Genomic DNA, 16,787 nt, shown 5'->3' with positions numbered 1-16,787 from the left:
TCAGACTGTCAGAGCAGCATATGACTACGCAACCGACCAAAGTGGTAACCTGATGGTAGAACCCTTTGTATTGGAGTGTTGCGTTTGAATACGGCTTTGGTTGAGCCTGCTTTATCGTACAAAGACCAGTATCTTGACATGCTGCACGAATGGAATGCCACGGGGGAGATACTGGTGCCATTCACCTTGGGGCTGGATCCGAGCGACTTTCCGGCAATGCTGAAGCTGCTGGAGGGATACCGCACAGGAAACCAAATACCGGACGGTTACGTCCCACATTCTACGTTCTGGTTGGTAAATGCGGATCGAAGAGTGCTGGGTGCGGTCAATATCCGGCATCGGTTGAATGACAATCTTAGACAAATCGGCGGTCACATCGGTTATGGTATCAGGCCCAGCGAGCGAAGAAAGGGGCACGCCACAGAATTGCTTCGGCTGGCCTTAATAGAGGCGCGGAACATTGGAATAGAGCGGGCTCTCGTACACTGCAGAAAAACGAATGTCGGCTCCGCACGCGTGATTCAAAAAAATGGCGGAGTCCTCGAATCTGAGGAGACGGACACAGCAGGACAAGTTGTGCAAAGATACTGGATTGAGATGGTACCACGATAGCAGATGCCTGTAGCTACAAGGTGTATCATTTCTATATATTACATTAATTGCCATAACCAAAACCGCCGGATTCTGCTTAAAATCGCAACATAACAGGTCATTCCGCTATTGGGATGGCCCTTTTTGTCGATCACTTTTTACCAATATGATGCGATTTGTATACACGGTACAGAAATGGATGATTTTAGAAGGAAAACCTTGCGCGCTGTAGAATAGAAAAATTTAGAAAAAGTCACTCTTACTGAAAAATAATCCTGGGGGTGGAAAGATGGAGATCCATGGACTGCACTATTCCGTATCACTTGTTATCCTGACCATAGTTATTGCGATTGTGTCTTCCTATGCCTCTCTCAATTTGTCCCACCGCGCATGCTGCGCCAAGATTGCAAAGAGCAGGCTGATTTATTCGGCATTCAGCTCTCTCACCATGGGGCTGGGCATTTGGACTTTGCATTTTGTGGGCATGCCCCATTTATCTATGGGCCTTCATCTTCCGCTCGCCTTAACTTCTGCCGTCATACCTGTGATTGTGTCATTCGTTGCGCCAAGCCCCAGAGTGAGAGCCAAGATCATGAATGCATTGCTGCTGGGTGCCGCCACGGCTGGCATGCATTATATAGCCATACTGTCCACGCAGTTTACGTCCCAGTCTCACAGCTCCATCGCACCCATTTACCGGTCATTGTATGCCGTGGGGGCGGAGCAGCTGTCATACTGGATTAGCGCAACCCTTGCTTTGCTGACTGGATTTGTTTTTTTCGGCATGTATGTGGATAAAAGAATGGCGCAGGACACTGCGAGTATGCATGCGATCCGTCTGCAGTCACTGTTTGACCAAAACCCCGAGTGGGTGAGCTCCGTAGATTTGGACGGCAGGATCATTTCCGTGAACGCGGCAGGACTTCAGGCTATGGGCTATGAGCAGCATGAACTGGCAAACCGGCTCAGCCGATCTTTGTTGGTGGAAGGGGAGCAGGAGAAGTTTAATCAGCTGTTCGAGCAAGTCACGCGCGGCGTCCCCCAAAATGCGGACATTCTCGCGAGACACAAGCTGGGGCATACGATTGAATTCAATGTAACGATGATTCCGATCATCCATAGAAAAAAAATCATCGGTGCGTTTACGATCGCCAAAAATTGCACGGAACAAAAACGCAACGAAGAGATTTTACGCAAAACCGACAAGCTGGTCATGGCCGGACAATTGGCCGCCGGTATAGCGCATGAAATAAGAAACCCGCTAACGACAGTGAAGGGCATGACTCAGTTGATTAAACGCGGCACGGTAAAAGACGATTATTACGATATCATGCTGCATGATCTGGATCAGATTGAAACCATCATCTCGGAATTTTTGCTGCTGGCCAGCCCGGGCCCGAGCGATTATCAAGAGTGCAATTTGTATGAGATGCTGCAAACTATCGTGACACTGATGAACGCTCAAGCAGCGCTGCGTGCTATCCGCTTGCTGGTCAAATTCGACTGCACCGATCCGTGGGTACGCTGTGATAAGAGCAAGCTCAAGAATGTCTTCATACACTTGCTGAAAAATGCGATGGAGTCTATGGATCAAGGCGGAGACATCACAGTGCAAGTCGGATATGCGGAGCACGACAAGGTAGTCATCCGCATACATGATCAAGGTTTGGGAATTTCGGAAGGCTGGAGAGCGAGACTGGGAGAGCCGTTTTACAGTACCAAGGAGAAAGGCACAGGCCTCGGTCTGATGGTCAGCTACAAAATAATTCAAGAGCATGACGGGCACATCGATATTTTCAGCGCCGGCGCCGTCGGTACCATTGTCGAAGTGAAACTGCCAAGAACGCCGGTACCCGCTCCGAATAACAAAGCCAGCTGCCAGGCTTCGTGAAGAGAAGCGGCCATGCTCACTTTTCTGCCATACCGTCCCCGGTGGAAAATAGTGGATTCATCATGCAACATTTCATGAAAGCGCCTCGTCAGTAGGGTTGAAACAGCAAGAAAGACGCAGCATAAAAATACAATACTCAAGGAAAGAAGGGAAAACGATGAAAAAGATGGCAGCCCTTGTCGCCTCAGCAGTGTTGTTAGGTACTGTGTCATCGGGTCCGGTGCTTGCATTCACGGATTTGGAGCCAACGGAGAAGGAGCCGATCATGCAGTTGAAGGAAAGGGGCCTCGTCTCCGGTGTGGACGGTGAGCATTTTGCACCACGCGGCAAAATCAACTTTGCTCAAGGGATTAGCTTGATTGTGAAAGGTTTGAAACTCTCGTTGGACGAGACGCAATTCGTCAAAAAGCCGGAAGCATCCGACTATTTCACTAATGTGCCGAATGATGCCTGGTATGCCGAAGCTTTCGTGATTGCCAAAATCAACGGATTGAACATTCCGCAAAACGTAGACCCGAACGCTTCCATCACACGTGAACAGTATGCTGATTTGCTAATTAAAGCGATGGACACGAAGGGTAGCTTCCCTGTTGTCAGAATGATGCTCATTTTCGAGGATGACGAGCAGGTAGGTGAAGCCTATAGAGAGAATATGCAGCGGATTTATCTGCATAAGATCGCGCAGCTTGGAGAGGACCGTATGGCTTATCCCAAGCGTGAGATCACACGCGGCGAAGCCGCGTTATGGCTGCACAATACGATAAAGTATGTGGAATCCAGGGAGATGCCTCCAAAGCCTGACACGCCTCAGCAAGGAGAAGTGAACGTGGTTGTGGAGAAGGTGAATGAGGAAGTCAACAAAGTTACCTTGTCCCGCGGTGACATGCCTAACCCGGGGTATGGCATCACGATCAACGGCATACGATTTGAAGCCGATGATACTGCAGTGATCAGCTACACCCTGGTGAACCCGAAGCCGGATCATATGCATCCGCAAGTCATCACACCAGTAAAAGCACACACCTATGTACCGTCGAAATACACGCCGGTCGCTGAGAACTCGGCTGCAACCGTGTCTGACCCGGCCACCGCAGTGATTCAGCGTGCGGCACCGGCGCCGGCCGCGGATCCGGCAGTGACGCCTCCCGCCGCTGAGTCGGTGACTGTACCTGCGGAAGCCGCGGCTCCGTCAACGGCACCTCCTGCCGCTGCGCCGCTCACTGCACCTGCGGCAGCGGCGATCGCACCCATGCCGCAATAAGCTTAGCGCCGGACACGTGGTGCCTGAGCGCACGAGCGCCGCGCAAGCTGAGCATGCCAGCACCGCGGAACGCCTAGCAGGCCACGCCGCAGTGCGCTGAGCACGCCTACACTGCAGCGCCAAAATGCCCCGAAGTCCAGAGAAATAGTGGACTATCGGGGCATTTTGATGCTGATGTAAGCAGCTGCATCGCGCCACAACTAATTCGGCGGTGCCGGGCTCTAGTTCCCATACACCTGCCGCATTACCGTGCTAAACAGCTCAGCGGGTTCTCTGCCGCCGCCATTCGATAGATAATGTTCGCGGTCCGTTTGATCAAACCCAACGTGGATGGCGGTGACAAAATCACTGGTGTATCCGACGAACCACGCATCTTTGTTAGCTTCGGTGCCAAGGGTTGGAACCTGAGTGGTTCCGGTTTTTCCTGCCGCCGGCTTGCCAAAGTAGGCGTTACGGCCTGTCCCAAACGGCTCCGTAATAACTCCCTGCAGCATCTCCGAAATCGTGTCGGCCGTTTCGGGCTCCATGATTTGCTTTTGTACGGCTTCCGTCTTGTAGATGGTTTTTCCATTCCGATCTTGAATCTCCACAATAGCATGCGCGTTCGGCACTTTGCCGTGGTTAGCGAACGCAGAATAAGCTTGTGCCAGCTGCAGAGGGCTCGCCCCTCTAGTCATGCCCCCCAGTGCCAGAGACAGTCCTTTGTCTTTGGGATCAAGCTCGATACCTGCCGCTTGCACAATGCGTGCACCCGCCTCAATTCCGACATCATGAAGCAAATACACGGCGGGGACGTTCAAAGAGCGTGACAATGCCTCATAGAGCGTGACGTTCCCAAAATACCGCTCGCCGTAATTTTTGGGTGTGTAGCCGTCAAATGTCGTTGGAGCATCGGTGATCCGGTCATACGGCTTCCAGCCTTTAGTTTCGATGGCCGGGGCATAAGCGGCTAACGGTTTAAGAACAGATCCCGGCTGAAAGTATGCCGTCGCACGATTGAATCCCCGCGCCTGATATGTTCTCCCTCCATACACCGCAACGATCGAACCGGTGCGAGGCTTCAGGACGGCCATCCCGACCTCAACGCCTCGGCCCGCTCGGTCGTCTGAGAACTTGTGCGAGGACACCGATTCATTCACAACCCTTTGCACAGCCGAGTTAAAGCTGGTGTAAATGCGGTAGCCCCCGCTTCGTACAGATGCCTCATCAACCTGTAACAGCTGGCTCGCCTCTTTTACTACATAATCCATGTAAGCTCGGTGCTCATTGTTGGCGGGACGGCGCCCCGGAGCGAGTTTTATTTGCTCCCGTTCGGCTTTAAGGGCCTGCTCCGCTGATATCACCCCATGCTCACGCATTAAGTTTAATACGACATTGCGGCGCTCTTCCGCTTTCGTCATGTCACGCCGAGGTGAGTAGGCGGAAGGCGCTTTTGGTAAACCGGCAAGCATTGCGGCCTCCGAAATTGAGACATCCTTCACGTCTTTGCCGAAGTACTGCTGGGCTGCGGTTTTCACACCGTAAACGCCTTCTCCGAAGTAAATCAGGTTCACGTACATCTCCAATATTTGCTCCTTGGTGTAATCCTGCTCCAATTCGATGGCGATAGCCATTTCGCTCAGCTTCCTGCCGATTGTTTTTTCTTGGGTGAGGAAGGCATTTTTGGCCACCTGCTGGGTGATGGTGCTGGCTCCTTCACGCAGGCTTTGCGAGGTCACATCTCTATAGAGTGCCCGGAAGATGCCTTTGGCGTCCACTCCTGAATGCTCATAGAAACGTTGGTCTTCGGTCACGACGAAAGCCTTCACCAGGTAATCGGGAATGCCGGCTAACGGTACATATTCGCGATTCTCTTTATCAAACAGCTTGCTTACTTCATTGCCCTTGCCGTCAAATATTGTGGAATTAACCGGAATGCTTACCTGTGTCACATCAGCACCGTTTATGGCCGGAATTTGGCTGGAGCATCCGGAAACTATCAATGCTATGGAGATAATTAATATAATTGCAGCAGCGTGTTTTTTCATGGTGCGTCCTTTCGCGGGAAATATCATTACCCAATAATATAACATTACCGCCGGCTCTGTGTTCAACATTTCCAGAAAGTAACACATGTTCCGGAATTTTAGTATAAAGTCGACGCGTGTGCGTTATCGTATAAGTAAGATTCGACCGCTCCTAAATGAGACCTTGAGTCTAGTGGACAGATACATTTTTTTACGATATAGCTGTTTGTGGGTAAGTAACAATGAGGAGTTAAGATCACCATGATGAAGGGGATGAAGATGGATGGAGACCAAATTCGTTAGGCATAATGGAGCGCGGCTCGCCTACAAAGCGCACGGCGAGGGCCAAGCTGTCGTCCTGCTTCACGGCTTTTGCGGCAGCTCGGCTTACTGGGAGCAAGTACTGCCGCTGCTGCCGGACAATTATCGTTTCATAGCGCCTGATCTTCGCGGCCACGGGGAGTCGGCGTCCCCCGAAGGGGAATACACGATGGAAGCGTTTGCCGGTGACTTGGCGGAGCTGCTTCAGCAGCTCCGGATCGAGCGCGCCATTGTGTTAGGGCACTCTCTGGGCGGTTATGCGACGCTGGCATTCGCTGAACGTCATCCCGAACTGCTGGCGGCCTTCGGCTTGATTCACTCCACTGCGTTTCCGGACAGTGATGAGGCTAAGGAAGGGCGTCTGAAAGGTATGGACACAATCCGCGAAAAAGGTATCTCAGCTTTCGTTGAAGGGCTGGCTCCGAAGCTGTTTGCGCCCGTTCATCTGCAAACGATGGCGCAGGCCGTGCGGGAAACTGTGGCGATAGGGCGGGGGACTCATCCGGAGGGAGCGATACGCACATTGGACGGGATGAGGCGACGCCCCGACCGTAACCACGTGCTTGCGGAGGCGAAAATGCCTGTCCTGATTGTCGCCGGGGATCACGATCAGGTGATTCCGGCGGAAAGGGCGTTCTCCGTCACCGGCGGCCAGATCGCCCAGCGGCAAATCGCCGGCGCGGGGCATATGAGCATGATGGAAGCCCCGCACAAGCTTGCACAGGTAATCGTCGAGTTCATAACAACGGTGTAAGAAACGGATGAAACGCAGCGCGGCCGGTGGCAGCATTGAGGAATGAACTATGCAGAAACCACGCTATAAACTACGGTATCCACCTGAGCCAGAAACGAGCACAGACTATAAGACAGGCTTGACGTACCGCATTAACCAAGGTATGCAGCACGGTTTGAAGCACAGCATCACGCACGACATTACCCAAGGTAGCTGCACGGCATGAAGCACGGTAGCACCCGCACGGCCCGCGCGCCAAACTTTTAACCAAAATATACGCTAAGGATGTTTAGCCTCACAGTACGTTTTTTCAACTGCCTCTAAGCAATGACCGCTAAACATTATTAGCGGTCATCAATTCTGCCTTTTACATCCGCTAAGGTCATCAGGAACGGGCGAATAGGTGTCCGCTAATGCTTAGTGTATAACCGTCAAATTGTTGCCGCTACCCTGGTAACTTATAATCCAGATCAGATTCATAATGTTTAATTAGCCAAGAATCATTTTGTTTAACTAATATTAATGTATCAGTATCTTTGTGTTTTTCGTTATTTCTAAGACTTGTCACGGATACTTTTACTTTCTTTTCCGATTCAGATATTGCTTTAGTTTCCCTTATTTTAAAGTCTTGAACATCCCCATACCAGTGCCTTACGTTTATGACCATTTGTGGGTTATTGTCTAAAAATACTGGGGCAATGGTTCCATAATCCTCTGTTTTAAATGCCTGATAGAATTTTTCAATAATGACCCGTTGTGGCTTTTTAGCCCCCTAGGAGACTTGGACAGTGCACCCCTTATTCCAATACAATAAGAATAAGGCGGAGGGGAACGTAATGACGAACAAGCAGTACGATCTAAAATTTAAGAAGATGGTTGTAGCGAAAGGGAAAGAAATTGGCAACATGACTGCTGTAGCAAGGCAACATGAGCTCGATCCTAAGATGGTGCTCCGGTGGGCTAGAGAACTGAACCGAAAGGATCTTGATCAACTGGATGGGACAAGTATCAAGCAAGCCAAGTTTGTTCCAACAGCAGAAGATTATGCACAGTTGGAAAAAGAGAATGAGAAGCTGAAGAAGCTCTTTGCAGAGCAAGCCTTAGAGAGGGATATTCTCAAAGACCTACTAAAAAAAACGAACCCGAACTTGCGGATAAAATAGAGATTGCCCAGAAATATATTGTGCAAGGGCGTAGCATCAGCTTTGTGCTGCGTGTATTGGAGGTAGAGCGATCCACGTACTATGCACATGTGAATAAAGCGCAGCCCTTTCTAGATACAATCCACAGGGTCGGTCGCCCCGCACCTGGTTTATCTTATACACAAGATGGCAAGCCAGTTAGTGACGAGCAGATTTGTGAATGGATCATGGAATTCTTAACAGGAGAAGGCGCAGCGTATGGCTATCGCACACTCACTGTACTCCTTAAAAGACGCCATCAACTGAAGATTAACGAGAAGAAAGTCTACCGTCTATACAAGCAAATGGATGTGCTTCGTCCACAGCGGAAACTTAAGATGAAGCATCCCAAGCGGCTTGCTAACAATCGCGTTATAACCGGCTCAAATCAGTGTGGGAAACGGCTTAAGTATGGATGGGTCTATGGCGAGCAGCGCTTCTTCTTCGTTATGAGCATCATAGACGTGTTTGATCGCGCCGTAGTAGCCTATTATATCGGATTGTCCTGTGAAGCCAAGCATCTCGTCCAGATCACGCAGGAAGCGCTTATGAAGCGTCAGCTTTTTGACAAAGCAGATAAACCCATCATGTTCAGACAACGGTCCACAGTTTGTTAGCAACCTGTTTGAAGAGGCCTGCAACGAGTTTGACTTGATTCATGAGCGCATTCCGCCCAAAACGCCGAATAAAAACGCTTACATTGAATCCTATCCATTCCATCATAGAACTTGAATGTTATCAGCGCCATGAATTTGAGTCCTATCCGCAGGCGTATGAGATTGTAAGTCAGTTATTCAGGATTATAACGGTATTCGCATTCACGGCAGCATCTATGACTTATCTCCCTATGAATATAGGGATGCCATCACAAGAGGGATTGTGAAGCCGAAGCAAATTAAGGTTTGAACGATCACTCGATGTTCATTTTGGAGACAATGATGGAGTTGCATGTGAAAAGTAATAACTCTAGTGGCCCTGAGCATTATATTGAATCACTGTTAACATCGAATATTGAATGCAACCACTTATACTTCACAAATTTGGAATGCATCCTATTCCAAGATGGTTTTTTCCAAGAGATTATTGGTCTATTTTCTCTTTAACCAGAAACCATACATCCATTAAAGAGGCAGAACCTGGTCATTTAACCCATGGTTCTGCCTGTGTGATCTCACTTAATCGAAAAAATTGTTTCTATCAATTAAACGTAGCAGGAAAAGGTGCTGACACACTACTAGAAAGTTTTATAGGCATTATTAGTGCATCGCCATCGAATGTATACGCAGTAGCCATAGCTCGACCACGGTAAGTCCCTGAGCCATATGGCGTTAGGTCTGCTTCTAATTGACCATATGCTTCGTTATAGGGAGAATTTAAATAAAGAGTTTGATTTTTTGTAGTTTTAGTTTGCCAACCGAGCCAAGATACACTTTTTTCGAAGTCAATAGTTACATCAATCCTGTAAATCAAATCGTCGTCAAATACTGACCACCAATCACACCACATAAGCATGTTTTGCCCATCGCAGTAAATATCAAAAGTTCCCTCAGAGGCAGCCGTCATAGACTGATCGGATATTTGGTTTGATGGACTAGTTCCTGCAGCTGAAGCCGCTGCTGAGAAAGGAAGTGACAGTAGCATAATTACAAACGACAATGACAGAAGCAAATTTTTAATAGTTTTAATTTTTACCCTCTCCTAACCCTTATATTTATGAACGCTAGCCAGCGAATTCATACAAAATAATATGATTATTGAATAATACATAGTATAATTTGAAGGGAAGGATATATTATGAAGAATGGATCGTATAATTTCAAACATCAGTGTCTATACTATCAAATTACGAAAAAAGAAAATGATTATGTGCTAGTATTCCCTTTAGCTAAGAAGTATTTTAATATTCAAGATATATTTGAAAATTGTACTATTTACAAGCTAGACTCTGGAAAGGACCTCCGAATGTTCGATCATACTGAGAAGATTAATCAAGGAGTTGAATTTGCAACCGTTGGCTTTTTTTTGAAAAAAGAAGCGGTAGATGAGATCAGTAAATTATTAGAATAGCTAGTATTTAGCGAATGTCTGCCAATTACTAAAAGATACTTTGCTGGACTATACATCCCAAAATTCAAGTGAATGAAATGCGGAATCGAGGAGCAGGGTCTGTAAGCCCCCGAGCTCTCACACCACAATACGTACCGTTAGGTATACGGCGGTTCAATATCGTGACGGTTGAAATCCCTTTAGGCGCAATGGTCGGCGTCGCAGGCATGTCAGGCAGAGGTAAAAGTTTTCTTATTTCCGGAATATTGGTCACGTTGCTGCAATATTTGTGTCTGAGGACAAAGAAAAGACAGATACGTCAGAAGAAGAGACAGTTCCCGTCGTACGGACAACTCAAGAACTCGGTACTCTTGAGCGATGGGAGAACATTAAACAATGCGTCGTCGTGACCCAAGCACCGATCGGCCGAAATCGGATATCTACGCCAATCACCTATGTCGATATCTGGGATAAGCTGCATTCTTTGTTTGCAGAGCAACCTTAAGCCGTCATGCGAGGCTATACACCCGCTCATTTCTCGTTTAATACAGAAAGCGGCGCTTGCCCCAACTGTAAAGGGGAGGGAACGATAACCCTCGATATGGTACATATTGGTAAATGAGGAATGTAATGTATGACACTACTAAATTAAACTAAAAAAAATGCAGCAGCAGCCAAAGTATTGCGTGCGGCTTTTCGATGGAGGGAGGAATTTTAGTTCACAAAGCAGCGGTCCTAATCGCGGAAATCGGTGTGGATATGGATCAATTCCCCACGGCAGACCATTTGTCCTCATGGGCAGGGGTTGCCCTGCCCCGGTGAATCACGAAAGTGCTGGTAAAAAAAAGTACAAAGAGCGTAAAAGGCAATACTCACGCAAAAGTGGCATTATGCGAAGCGGCATGGGCAATCGCTCGCTCTAGAAACACGGAAGTCTCGACAAAGTCTGGAAAATTGCTTCTCGGCGAGGCAAGAAGAAAGCATGTATTGCCATAGCAAGAAAAACTCCTTGTTATTAGTTACCACATTGTAAAAACCAGGCAACCTTACATAGAAGGTGGTCCTAAGGCAGCTAATCAAGCGAGCTAACTCATAAGGTTACCCTGATAGAAAGACTTTTATACACGGTCCTATAAATAAGGTGGCCCGAGCATCCTATTGCCATTTTTTCGTAAACCTTCAACTTTTTACAGACGAAACTCGATTAAGCGAGCGTTTTGATTTCCAAGAAAAAAGCCGCCCGTTTCCCGACAGGGAAACTGAGCGGCAACCAAGAGTAATAGAATACAATTGGACGACAGGAAGTACCTGATCGAACGGCAGCGCCGGTTCTTTCGGGTGCTTCGTTTTGTCTCATCCCAGTTAACTAGCTAGAAATTAGTATTAGACTGACACCATAAATCAAAACAGCGACAATCTTGGAATAAAGTCCTAGACTTGTCGCTGTATTTATGACTACCGATCTTTGATAAAGGTGGTACACCCATAGCGGGTTATACTTGTTATGAACAATTATGAACTCACACACATGCGGAGAGTTCTGGCCGAAACCCTGTATCTTCACAAAAATAAATTGTCATATAACGTACATATTTGTAATATCTCATTGCATCATACACCCCTGGAGATAACTATATCTACATTGCCTTAGAAGGCATATACTGGTCTCCAACCCAGATAGAAAACGCAAAAACCATTATTAGGTATCTGACGACTCTTGATCTGAAAGAGAATGGCTCTACCCATGCCCTTCACGGATATTCGGTATCTACGACTTTGCCTGATCCTAAATTTGATCTTGAAGACGACCAATCCGATCAATCCTCAACTACCCCAGGGTATGGAAGAAACGAAGAAATCGAAGTAGTTAGTCGTGATAAAAACTCTTGGACAGGCTGGACGAGATATAATTTTACTGGAAACTTTAGGATTATGGACTCTTCCAAGAACCCATATCTTATCGCTTATTCTGCTCAAAGTATTCCGCCTGTTTACGAGGGTGGGGATTATAATAATGTTCCATTTACCAATACAGAGGATTCTTTGGAGGGTGAGTCGTGGAATAATTTTAAATACTCTAATGTATCTGCGGCGAAGCCAGATAGATCGGTTAGCATCTTGTCAACGAAGAAAGATACTGGCGCTCCCGAAGCATCTGTTGGCACTACAAGCGAACTGAGTAAGGTTAACGAAGAATACGATAACAATAAGACTAAAGATGATTTAACCGCTGATAAAAACAAAGTACACGAGAAGCTAAATAAAAAAGTAAAAGCAAACGGAGCTGAAAAAGCAAGGTTTACAGCAACATTCGCCAAGCCAGTTCCCGCTGAGAAAATTAATGAAGTCCTTGCAATTAAAAACCTGAAAGCGAAAGTAGTTTACGCACGTGGCATTAATCGCGAGGGACTTCGTGTAACAATTGCTACCTCCGACCTTAGCCAAGAATCCTTGAACCAAATCATTAACGATAAGAAGTACACCTTCAAAGGGTTCACTGAAATTGAAGGTGAAGGAAACGTCGCTGACCTTATCAACGTCCAAAATGACTCCGATGTTTTTGCAGTGGAGTAAGCGTTAACGTTCCGACAACAATTTGTTCGTTATTATGATCGTAAAGTCTACAAGCACGTTAGTTGGGTTATAACCACAAAACCATCCAATGGTCATAGGCAATAGATTATTTTCGTCATTTCCTTAACCAACTCTACCATCTTCCCAAGATACAGGATAGTTTTAGATCCAAGTTGCGAACCGGTTGTTAAATTCTCCGGTGCAATTTGCGCCATAGACGTTACTTTTTTAAATATTCATTCCAGTGCCATCAGTTTCAAGTCTGTTATCCAGCTAGGCACACGCATGTTCAAGCGTGTGCAACCGCGCCATCACAGACGCCACACGAAAAAGAGGAAGGCCGCGGTCCCGGCTTTCCTCTTCTGCGCCTTTTTTCACATGAAACTCAAGAAAACTTGACGCTCACTCTGCAATCGCGTAAAACAAAATCGCGAACAGGACAATAATCATCAGAACATAATACACTCCCAGCCGGCCCCAGTTTCCCAGAGGTTTCCGGTCATAATTGGGATCCCCTACTTTGTTGTGGCGCGAAAACCCAACGAGAAGCGTACCCACGAGTCCCGCCAGCGCAGTGAGTATAATCAATGTCATGTAGATCTGCATGCTTCTGATGTTCCTTTCAACTGGTAGTCTAACTCTAATTATAGCGCCTAAAAAAATTTTGGATACCGTTTACATCAGACGTCTATGACAAATTTGTTTCAGACTTTAAAAACCGGACCTGGGTCCATAAAAACGCCACGAACACAGCAAGCACAATCGCTCCTCCGATGACAGATCCGTCAACGGACACTCCCGTTTTGGTGACCTGCGTATAAATGCCAACGCCGGACAGCATCAGCACATTTTCGAACATGTTCTGCACGGCAATGGTTTTACCGGCTCCGACCATCTTGTGGCCTTCATCCTGCAGCGCGGCGTTCATCGGCACGATGAACACACCTCCGGCGAAGCCGATCATGAGAAGAAGCACAATCGTGACGGGCACCGAGTACATCAGTGGAAACAGCAGCATCACCGCAACCATCATCGCTCCGAACCGGTAAGCCTTATAGTATCTGGCCGCCGGAATCAGCTTCGGCGTAGCGAGCGCCCCGATCATGATACCGATGCCGGTGATAGCCGTGAGCATGGAAATCTGATCCAGCGACTCGATCGCGAGATGCATCGGTACCCATGCGATGAGGGCCAGCCGGAACACCGCCGATATCATCCAGAATGAGCCGGTGCCGATCAGGGCGAAGCGGGTTTTCCGTACTGAGAACAGTTTCCCGGTGTCCTTGAAAAAGGCCAGCATTTCACGGCCGTAGCGGATCTCAGTATTGCCGGGGCCTTTCGGTATAGCGAGGGTCATCACTAGAGAAAGCAGATACAGGGCCAAGCATACCGCCAGTGCAGACGTGATCGAGACGCCCGCCAGCGTGCCTCCCGCGAGTGAACCGGTTAAGATCGCTAAAATGGTGAAGCCCTCCATCTTCGCGTTGGCCGAAAGCAGCTGCGTCTCGGTGGACGTGAGCTCGGTCAAAATGCCATATTTGGCAGGCGAGTACACAGCTGCTCCAATGCCCACTATGGCGTAGCTCACCGCCGGGTCCAGGCCGGCAAACAGACACACGATGCCTGCCGCTTTGATAGCATTGCCGATGCAGAGCACGGTCGATTTCGCATTTTTATCCGCAAAAGCTCCGACGAAGGGAGCCAGCAGGACAAAGGCAAACAGGAATGCCCCTTGCACCACGCCGATGTAGAAGTCAGGCAGGGCATATAATTTAATCATGGCAAGTGTGATGAACAAAATCATATTATCTGCGAACGCCGATAAAAACTGGGTAAGCAAGAGGGCGGACAAAGGGCTGAATGAGCGGTGCAGCCTATGCTGAGGCTTGCTGCCGTTCGATGCGGTCAACGATGGGTTGATCAAATTCGTCGGCTTTGTCGGTTTCATCAGTCTTGTACTCCTTTGTCCGCGGCGGACTCGGCAAGTTTTTGCAGCGTCACATAGTCGGTTTTGCCGCTGCCGAGAAGCGGCAGCTTATCGATTACCACTAACCGCGATGGCAGCAGTAAAGGCGGGTGGCCTTTCTCGGTGATGTAAGCTTTGAGCTCAGACAGCTTGTGATTCGGATTGGTGACGCACAGCAGTATGCGCTCGCCTTTTCGGCCGTCCTCCACGCTGATCGCGGCTAATGCGGCATCGTTATAGCATTCCGCCGCGGTTTCCTCTACCGTCTGCAGAGAAATCATTTCGCCGCCTATTTTGGCGAATCTTTTTAAGCGTGATTTGATTGTCATAAAGCCTCGCTCATCAAACTCCACTACATCGCCGCAATCGTACCATTCCGGCCGGGGCACAAAGCCTTGGCCATGGATTAAATACCCCTTCATTACATTCGGTCCTTGAATCTGCAGACTTCCGCCACGCTCGATCCCGGGGATTTCTTGCAGTCTGCAGCGCATACCCGGAAGAAGGCGGCCGACAGTGCCGGGCTTGTAGGCCAAAGGCGAGTTGATAGTGACGATAGGTGCCGCTTCCGTGGTCCCATAGCCTTCCAAGATGCGGATGCCGAATTTGCGGCTCCACAGCTCGCGGACTTCATCTTTCAGCTTTTCCGCACCGGCTACCGCATAGCGCACGGCATGGAAATCATACGGGTGTGCCGCCCGGCCGTAGCCGGCTAAGAACGTGGACGTACCGAAGATCACTGTAGCATTCCGGTCATACACGAGCTCGGGAATCACCCGGTAATGCAGCGGACTTGGATACAGTACCACGGTCACTCCATTGAGTATGGGCAGCAGCGTCCCGGCCGTCAGTCCGAAGCTGTGGAACATTGGGAGCGCATTGAACAATTTGTCCGCCGGAGTGAAGTCGAACAACGTTAGAGCCTGCTGCATGTTGGCGAACAGCTGCTCATGGCCGAGCACCACGCCTTTCGGCTTGCTCTCGCTGCCCGATGTGAAAAGGATGACGTCGTTGAACCCTTTGTCTGCTCGTTGTCCCGTGAGCAGGTCTGCAAAGGCACCTAGTTTATGCGAAAAACGGATGTCTTTTCTCACATCTTCGAGATATACGATTTTGCACTTTTTCTCGAGTGCAGCCACGGTATCAGCCAGCTTGGCTTTTTCCACGAACTGCCGGGACGTGAGTATCGTGTGAAGCACGGCGGTGTCACAGGCGTCCAGCAGGCTTTGGGTGCCTGCTGAGAAATTGAGCATTGCCGGAGTGATGCCGAGCCGGAATAGGGCAAACAGGGCAATCGCATGACCGTTCGAGTTGGGCAGCAGCACCCCCGTCGCGGCTTGATCTTTCAACAACGGGCGCAGCTTGCGGCTGAACAGGTAGCTGGCGAGGATGAGCTTGCGGTACGTCAGCTTTTGTGCGATGTCCTCGCATATGACGCGGCCTCGCCCGTGACGCGAAGCCTGCAGCAGCAGCTCGTCGAACAGATTCACGCCGGGCTTCAGCCGGCTCTGCAGCAGAACCTCCTGAAGTGCGCGTAAGATTTTGTCAGCCGCCATCTCTTTTTGCAGCTTCATCGAGACATCGGGCTGCCCGGCAATATGGAAGTGATCCCCGATCACAATGTTGATTTTGGGGAACCAGACGGTTCTGATTTTGTTACCGATATAGGACAGCTTTGAGCGTTCCGCACCGTTAATCGCAATAGGATAGAGCTGTGCGCCGGTTCTGATCGCGATGTAGCCGATGCCGCTGTACACTTTCATCAAACCGCCCGTCACCGTTACTCGGCCCTCCGGGAAAAGCACTAGAGGCACGCCGCTTTGTACTGTTTTGAGCATGGTTCTGACGGAGTACGGGTTTTGGGGATCGACGGTGATATGATTGCGCAGCTTCAGCGGCAGTCTGATCTTCTTGGCAATCTGAGTGTTCACGACAAAAGTCGCTTCTTTTGGCAAATACGCTGCCAGCAGGACCGCGTCCAGCAATGACACGTGGTTCGGCATCAGTATGGTGGGGCGGGAGAAGTCCAGCTTCTCCAAGCCTGAGATGTTCAGTTTGAATAGAACGCGGAACAATATTTTTAAGAACGCCATAACTACGGGCATGACCATCGTCTCCTCTGCTTCTGCTGGGTTCTATTACCAGATGCTAATTGTATTCTACATGGTCTTGGCGTAATTGCAGAGTACTAATTTTGTATAGTACCTGGTTGTCGGA

General features: G+C 48.9%; 14 protein-coding genes and 1 pseudogene. 9 read left to right on the top strand and 6 right to left on the bottom strand.

Translation table 11 applies throughout. The annotated features are described in order from the left end of the window. Positions 1–84 precede the first annotated feature (84 nt). The 3 genes from CBW46_RS13470 (at position 85) to CBW46_RS13460 (ending at position 3,743) form a co-directional block, all read left to right on the top strand. Positions 85–612, top strand: a complete 528-nt coding sequence (locus tag CBW46_RS13470) for a GNAT family N-acetyltransferase (protein ID WP_243633306.1) — start codon at positions 85–87, stop codon at positions 610–612. A 268-nt stretch (positions 613–880) separates the two neighbouring features. Then, a complete protein-coding gene (locus CBW46_RS13465) occupies positions 881–2,482 on the top strand; it encodes an ATP-binding protein (protein ID WP_089200516.1) in 1,602 nt (533 codons plus the stop codon). A 157-nt stretch (positions 2,483–2,639) separates the two neighbouring features. Further along, positions 2,640–3,743 carry an S-layer homology domain-containing protein gene (locus CBW46_RS13460; protein ID WP_089200515.1) on the top strand — a complete coding sequence of 368 codons (1,104 nt, stop codon included), beginning with the start codon at positions 2,640–2,642 and terminating at the stop codon, positions 3,741–3,743. A 221-nt stretch (positions 3,744–3,964) separates the two neighbouring features. Here the strand turns inward: CBW46_RS13460 and CBW46_RS13455 are convergent, their stop codons facing one another. Further along, positions 3,965–5,770, bottom strand: coding sequence for a transglycosylase domain-containing protein (locus CBW46_RS13455; protein WP_165842303.1), 1,806 nt, complete (start codon positions 5,768–5,770; stop codon positions 3,965–3,967). Between the two features lie 262 nt (positions 5,771–6,032). Between CBW46_RS13455 and CBW46_RS13450 the strand changes: the two genes are divergently transcribed. The 3 genes and pseudogenes from CBW46_RS13450 to CBW46_RS22320 all read left to right on the top strand — a co-directional run. After that, positions 6,033–6,824: an alpha/beta fold hydrolase gene (locus CBW46_RS13450; RefSeq protein WP_089200513.1), complete on the top strand. Its 792-nt coding sequence runs from the start codon at positions 6,033–6,035 to the stop codon at positions 6,822–6,824. Between the two features lie 815 nt (positions 6,825–7,639). Further along, positions 7,640–7,966, top strand: a complete 327-nt coding sequence (locus tag CBW46_RS13445; RefSeq protein WP_133253986.1) for a transposase — start codon at positions 7,640–7,642, stop codon at positions 7,964–7,966. Positions 7,967–7,986: 20 nt separating this feature from the next. Next, a pseudogene (locus CBW46_RS22320) lies at positions 7,987–8,304 on the top strand (IS3 family transposase); the annotation flags it as partial. Positions 8,305–8,367: 63 nt separating this feature from the next. On the opposite strand, the gene CBW46_RS21850 reads toward CBW46_RS22320, so the two are convergent. Then, a complete protein-coding gene (locus CBW46_RS21850; RefSeq protein WP_243633305.1) occupies positions 8,368–8,583 on the bottom strand; it encodes a hypothetical protein in 216 nt (71 codons plus the stop codon). A gap of 598 nt (positions 8,584–9,181) precedes the next feature. Then, on the bottom strand, positions 9,182–9,625 hold the full coding sequence (locus tag CBW46_RS21030; RefSeq protein WP_133253985.1) for a hypothetical protein: 444 nt from the start codon (positions 9,623–9,625) through the stop codon (positions 9,182–9,184). A gap of 153 nt (positions 9,626–9,778) precedes the next feature. On the opposite strand from CBW46_RS21030, the gene CBW46_RS13430 reads away from it, so the two are divergent. The 3 genes from CBW46_RS13430 to CBW46_RS13420 all read left to right on the top strand — a co-directional run bounded on the left by CBW46_RS13430 (position 9,779) and on the right by CBW46_RS13420 (position 12,604). After that, positions 9,779–10,051 carry a hypothetical protein gene (locus CBW46_RS13430; protein ID WP_089200510.1) on the top strand — a complete coding sequence of 91 codons (273 nt, stop codon included), beginning with the start codon at positions 9,779–9,781 and terminating at the stop codon, positions 10,049–10,051. A 678-nt stretch (positions 10,052–10,729) separates the two neighbouring features. Beyond that, positions 10,730–10,852 carry a transposase gene (locus CBW46_RS22315; protein WP_089200509.1) on the top strand — a complete coding sequence of 41 codons (123 nt, stop codon included), beginning with the start codon at positions 10,730–10,732 and terminating at the stop codon, positions 10,850–10,852. A 954-nt stretch (positions 10,853–11,806) separates the two neighbouring features. Continuing rightward, on the top strand, positions 11,807–12,604 hold the full coding sequence (locus CBW46_RS13420) for a hypothetical protein (RefSeq protein ID WP_133253983.1): 798 nt from the start codon (positions 11,807–11,809) through the stop codon (positions 12,602–12,604). A gap of 402 nt (positions 12,605–13,006) precedes the next feature. Here the strand turns inward: CBW46_RS13420 and CBW46_RS13415 are convergent, their stop codons facing one another. The 3 genes from CBW46_RS13415 to CBW46_RS13405 form a co-directional block, all read right to left on the bottom strand. After that, positions 13,007–13,210 (bottom strand): hypothetical protein, encoded by a 204-nt coding sequence (locus CBW46_RS13415; protein WP_089200507.1) that lies wholly within the window; start codon positions 13,208–13,210, stop codon positions 13,007–13,009. An 82-nt stretch (positions 13,211–13,292) separates the two neighbouring features. Continuing rightward, on the bottom strand, positions 13,293–14,552 hold the full coding sequence (gene lplT / locus CBW46_RS13410) for a lysophospholipid transporter LplT (protein ID WP_089200506.1): 1,260 nt from the start codon (positions 14,550–14,552) through the stop codon (positions 13,293–13,295). Next, positions 14,552–16,675, bottom strand: a complete 2,124-nt coding sequence (locus CBW46_RS13405; RefSeq protein WP_089200505.1) for an AMP-binding protein — start codon at positions 16,673–16,675, stop codon at positions 14,552–14,554. Before CBW46_RS13405 ends, lplT begins: the two co-directional genes overlap by 1 nt. Positions 16,676–16,787: the final 112 nt, after the last annotated feature.

Source organism: Paenibacillus xerothermodurans, assembly GCF_002220865.2.
In the GTDB taxonomy this organism is placed as follows: Bacteria; Bacillota; Bacilli; order Paenibacillales; family NBRC-103111; genus Paenibacillus_S; species Paenibacillus_S xerothermodurans.
The sequence above is the reverse complement of the archived record's forward strand: the minus strand, read 5'-3'. Positions and strand labels throughout refer to the sequence as shown.

What these genes read in the sequence shown, in the direction of transcription:
- CBW46_RS13465 (WP_089200516.1), top strand. Translation starts at nt 881, where the DNA reads ATGGAGATCCATGGACTGCACTATTCCGTATCACTTGTTATCCTGACC.
- CBW46_RS13460 (WP_089200515.1), top strand. Translation starts at nt 2,640, where the DNA reads ATGAAAAAGATGGCAGCCCTTGTCGCCTCAGCAGTGTTGTTAGGTACT.
- CBW46_RS13455 (WP_165842303.1), bottom strand. Translation starts at nt 5,770, where the DNA reads ATGAAAAAACACGCTGCTGCAATTATATTAATTATCTCCATAGCATTG.
- CBW46_RS13450 (WP_089200513.1), top strand. Translation starts at nt 6,033, where the DNA reads ATGGAGACCAAATTCGTTAGGCATAATGGAGCGCGGCTCGCCTACAAA.
- CBW46_RS13445 (WP_133253986.1), top strand. Translation starts at nt 7,640, where the DNA reads ATGACGAACAAGCAGTACGATCTAAAATTTAAGAAGATGGTTGTAGCG.
- CBW46_RS21030 (WP_133253985.1), bottom strand. Translation starts at nt 9,625, where the DNA reads ATGCTACTGTCACTTCCTTTCTCAGCAGCGGCTTCAGCTGCAGGAACT.
- CBW46_RS13430 (WP_089200510.1), top strand. Translation starts at nt 9,779, where the DNA reads ATGAAGAATGGATCGTATAATTTCAAACATCAGTGTCTATACTATCAA.
- CBW46_RS22315 (WP_089200509.1), top strand. Translation starts at nt 10,730, where the DNA reads ATGGAGGGAGGAATTTTAGTTCACAAAGCAGCGGTCCTAATCGCGGAA.
- CBW46_RS13415 (WP_089200507.1), bottom strand. Translation starts at nt 13,210, where the DNA reads ATGCAGATCTACATGACATTGATTATACTCACTGCGCTGGCGGGACTC.
- lplT (WP_089200506.1), bottom strand. Translation starts at nt 14,552, where the DNA reads ATGAAACCGACAAAGCCGACGAATTTGATCAACCCATCGTTGACCGCA.
- CBW46_RS13405 (WP_089200505.1), bottom strand. Translation starts at nt 16,675, where the DNA reads ATGCCCGTAGTTATGGCGTTCTTAAAAATATTGTTCCGCGTTCTATTC.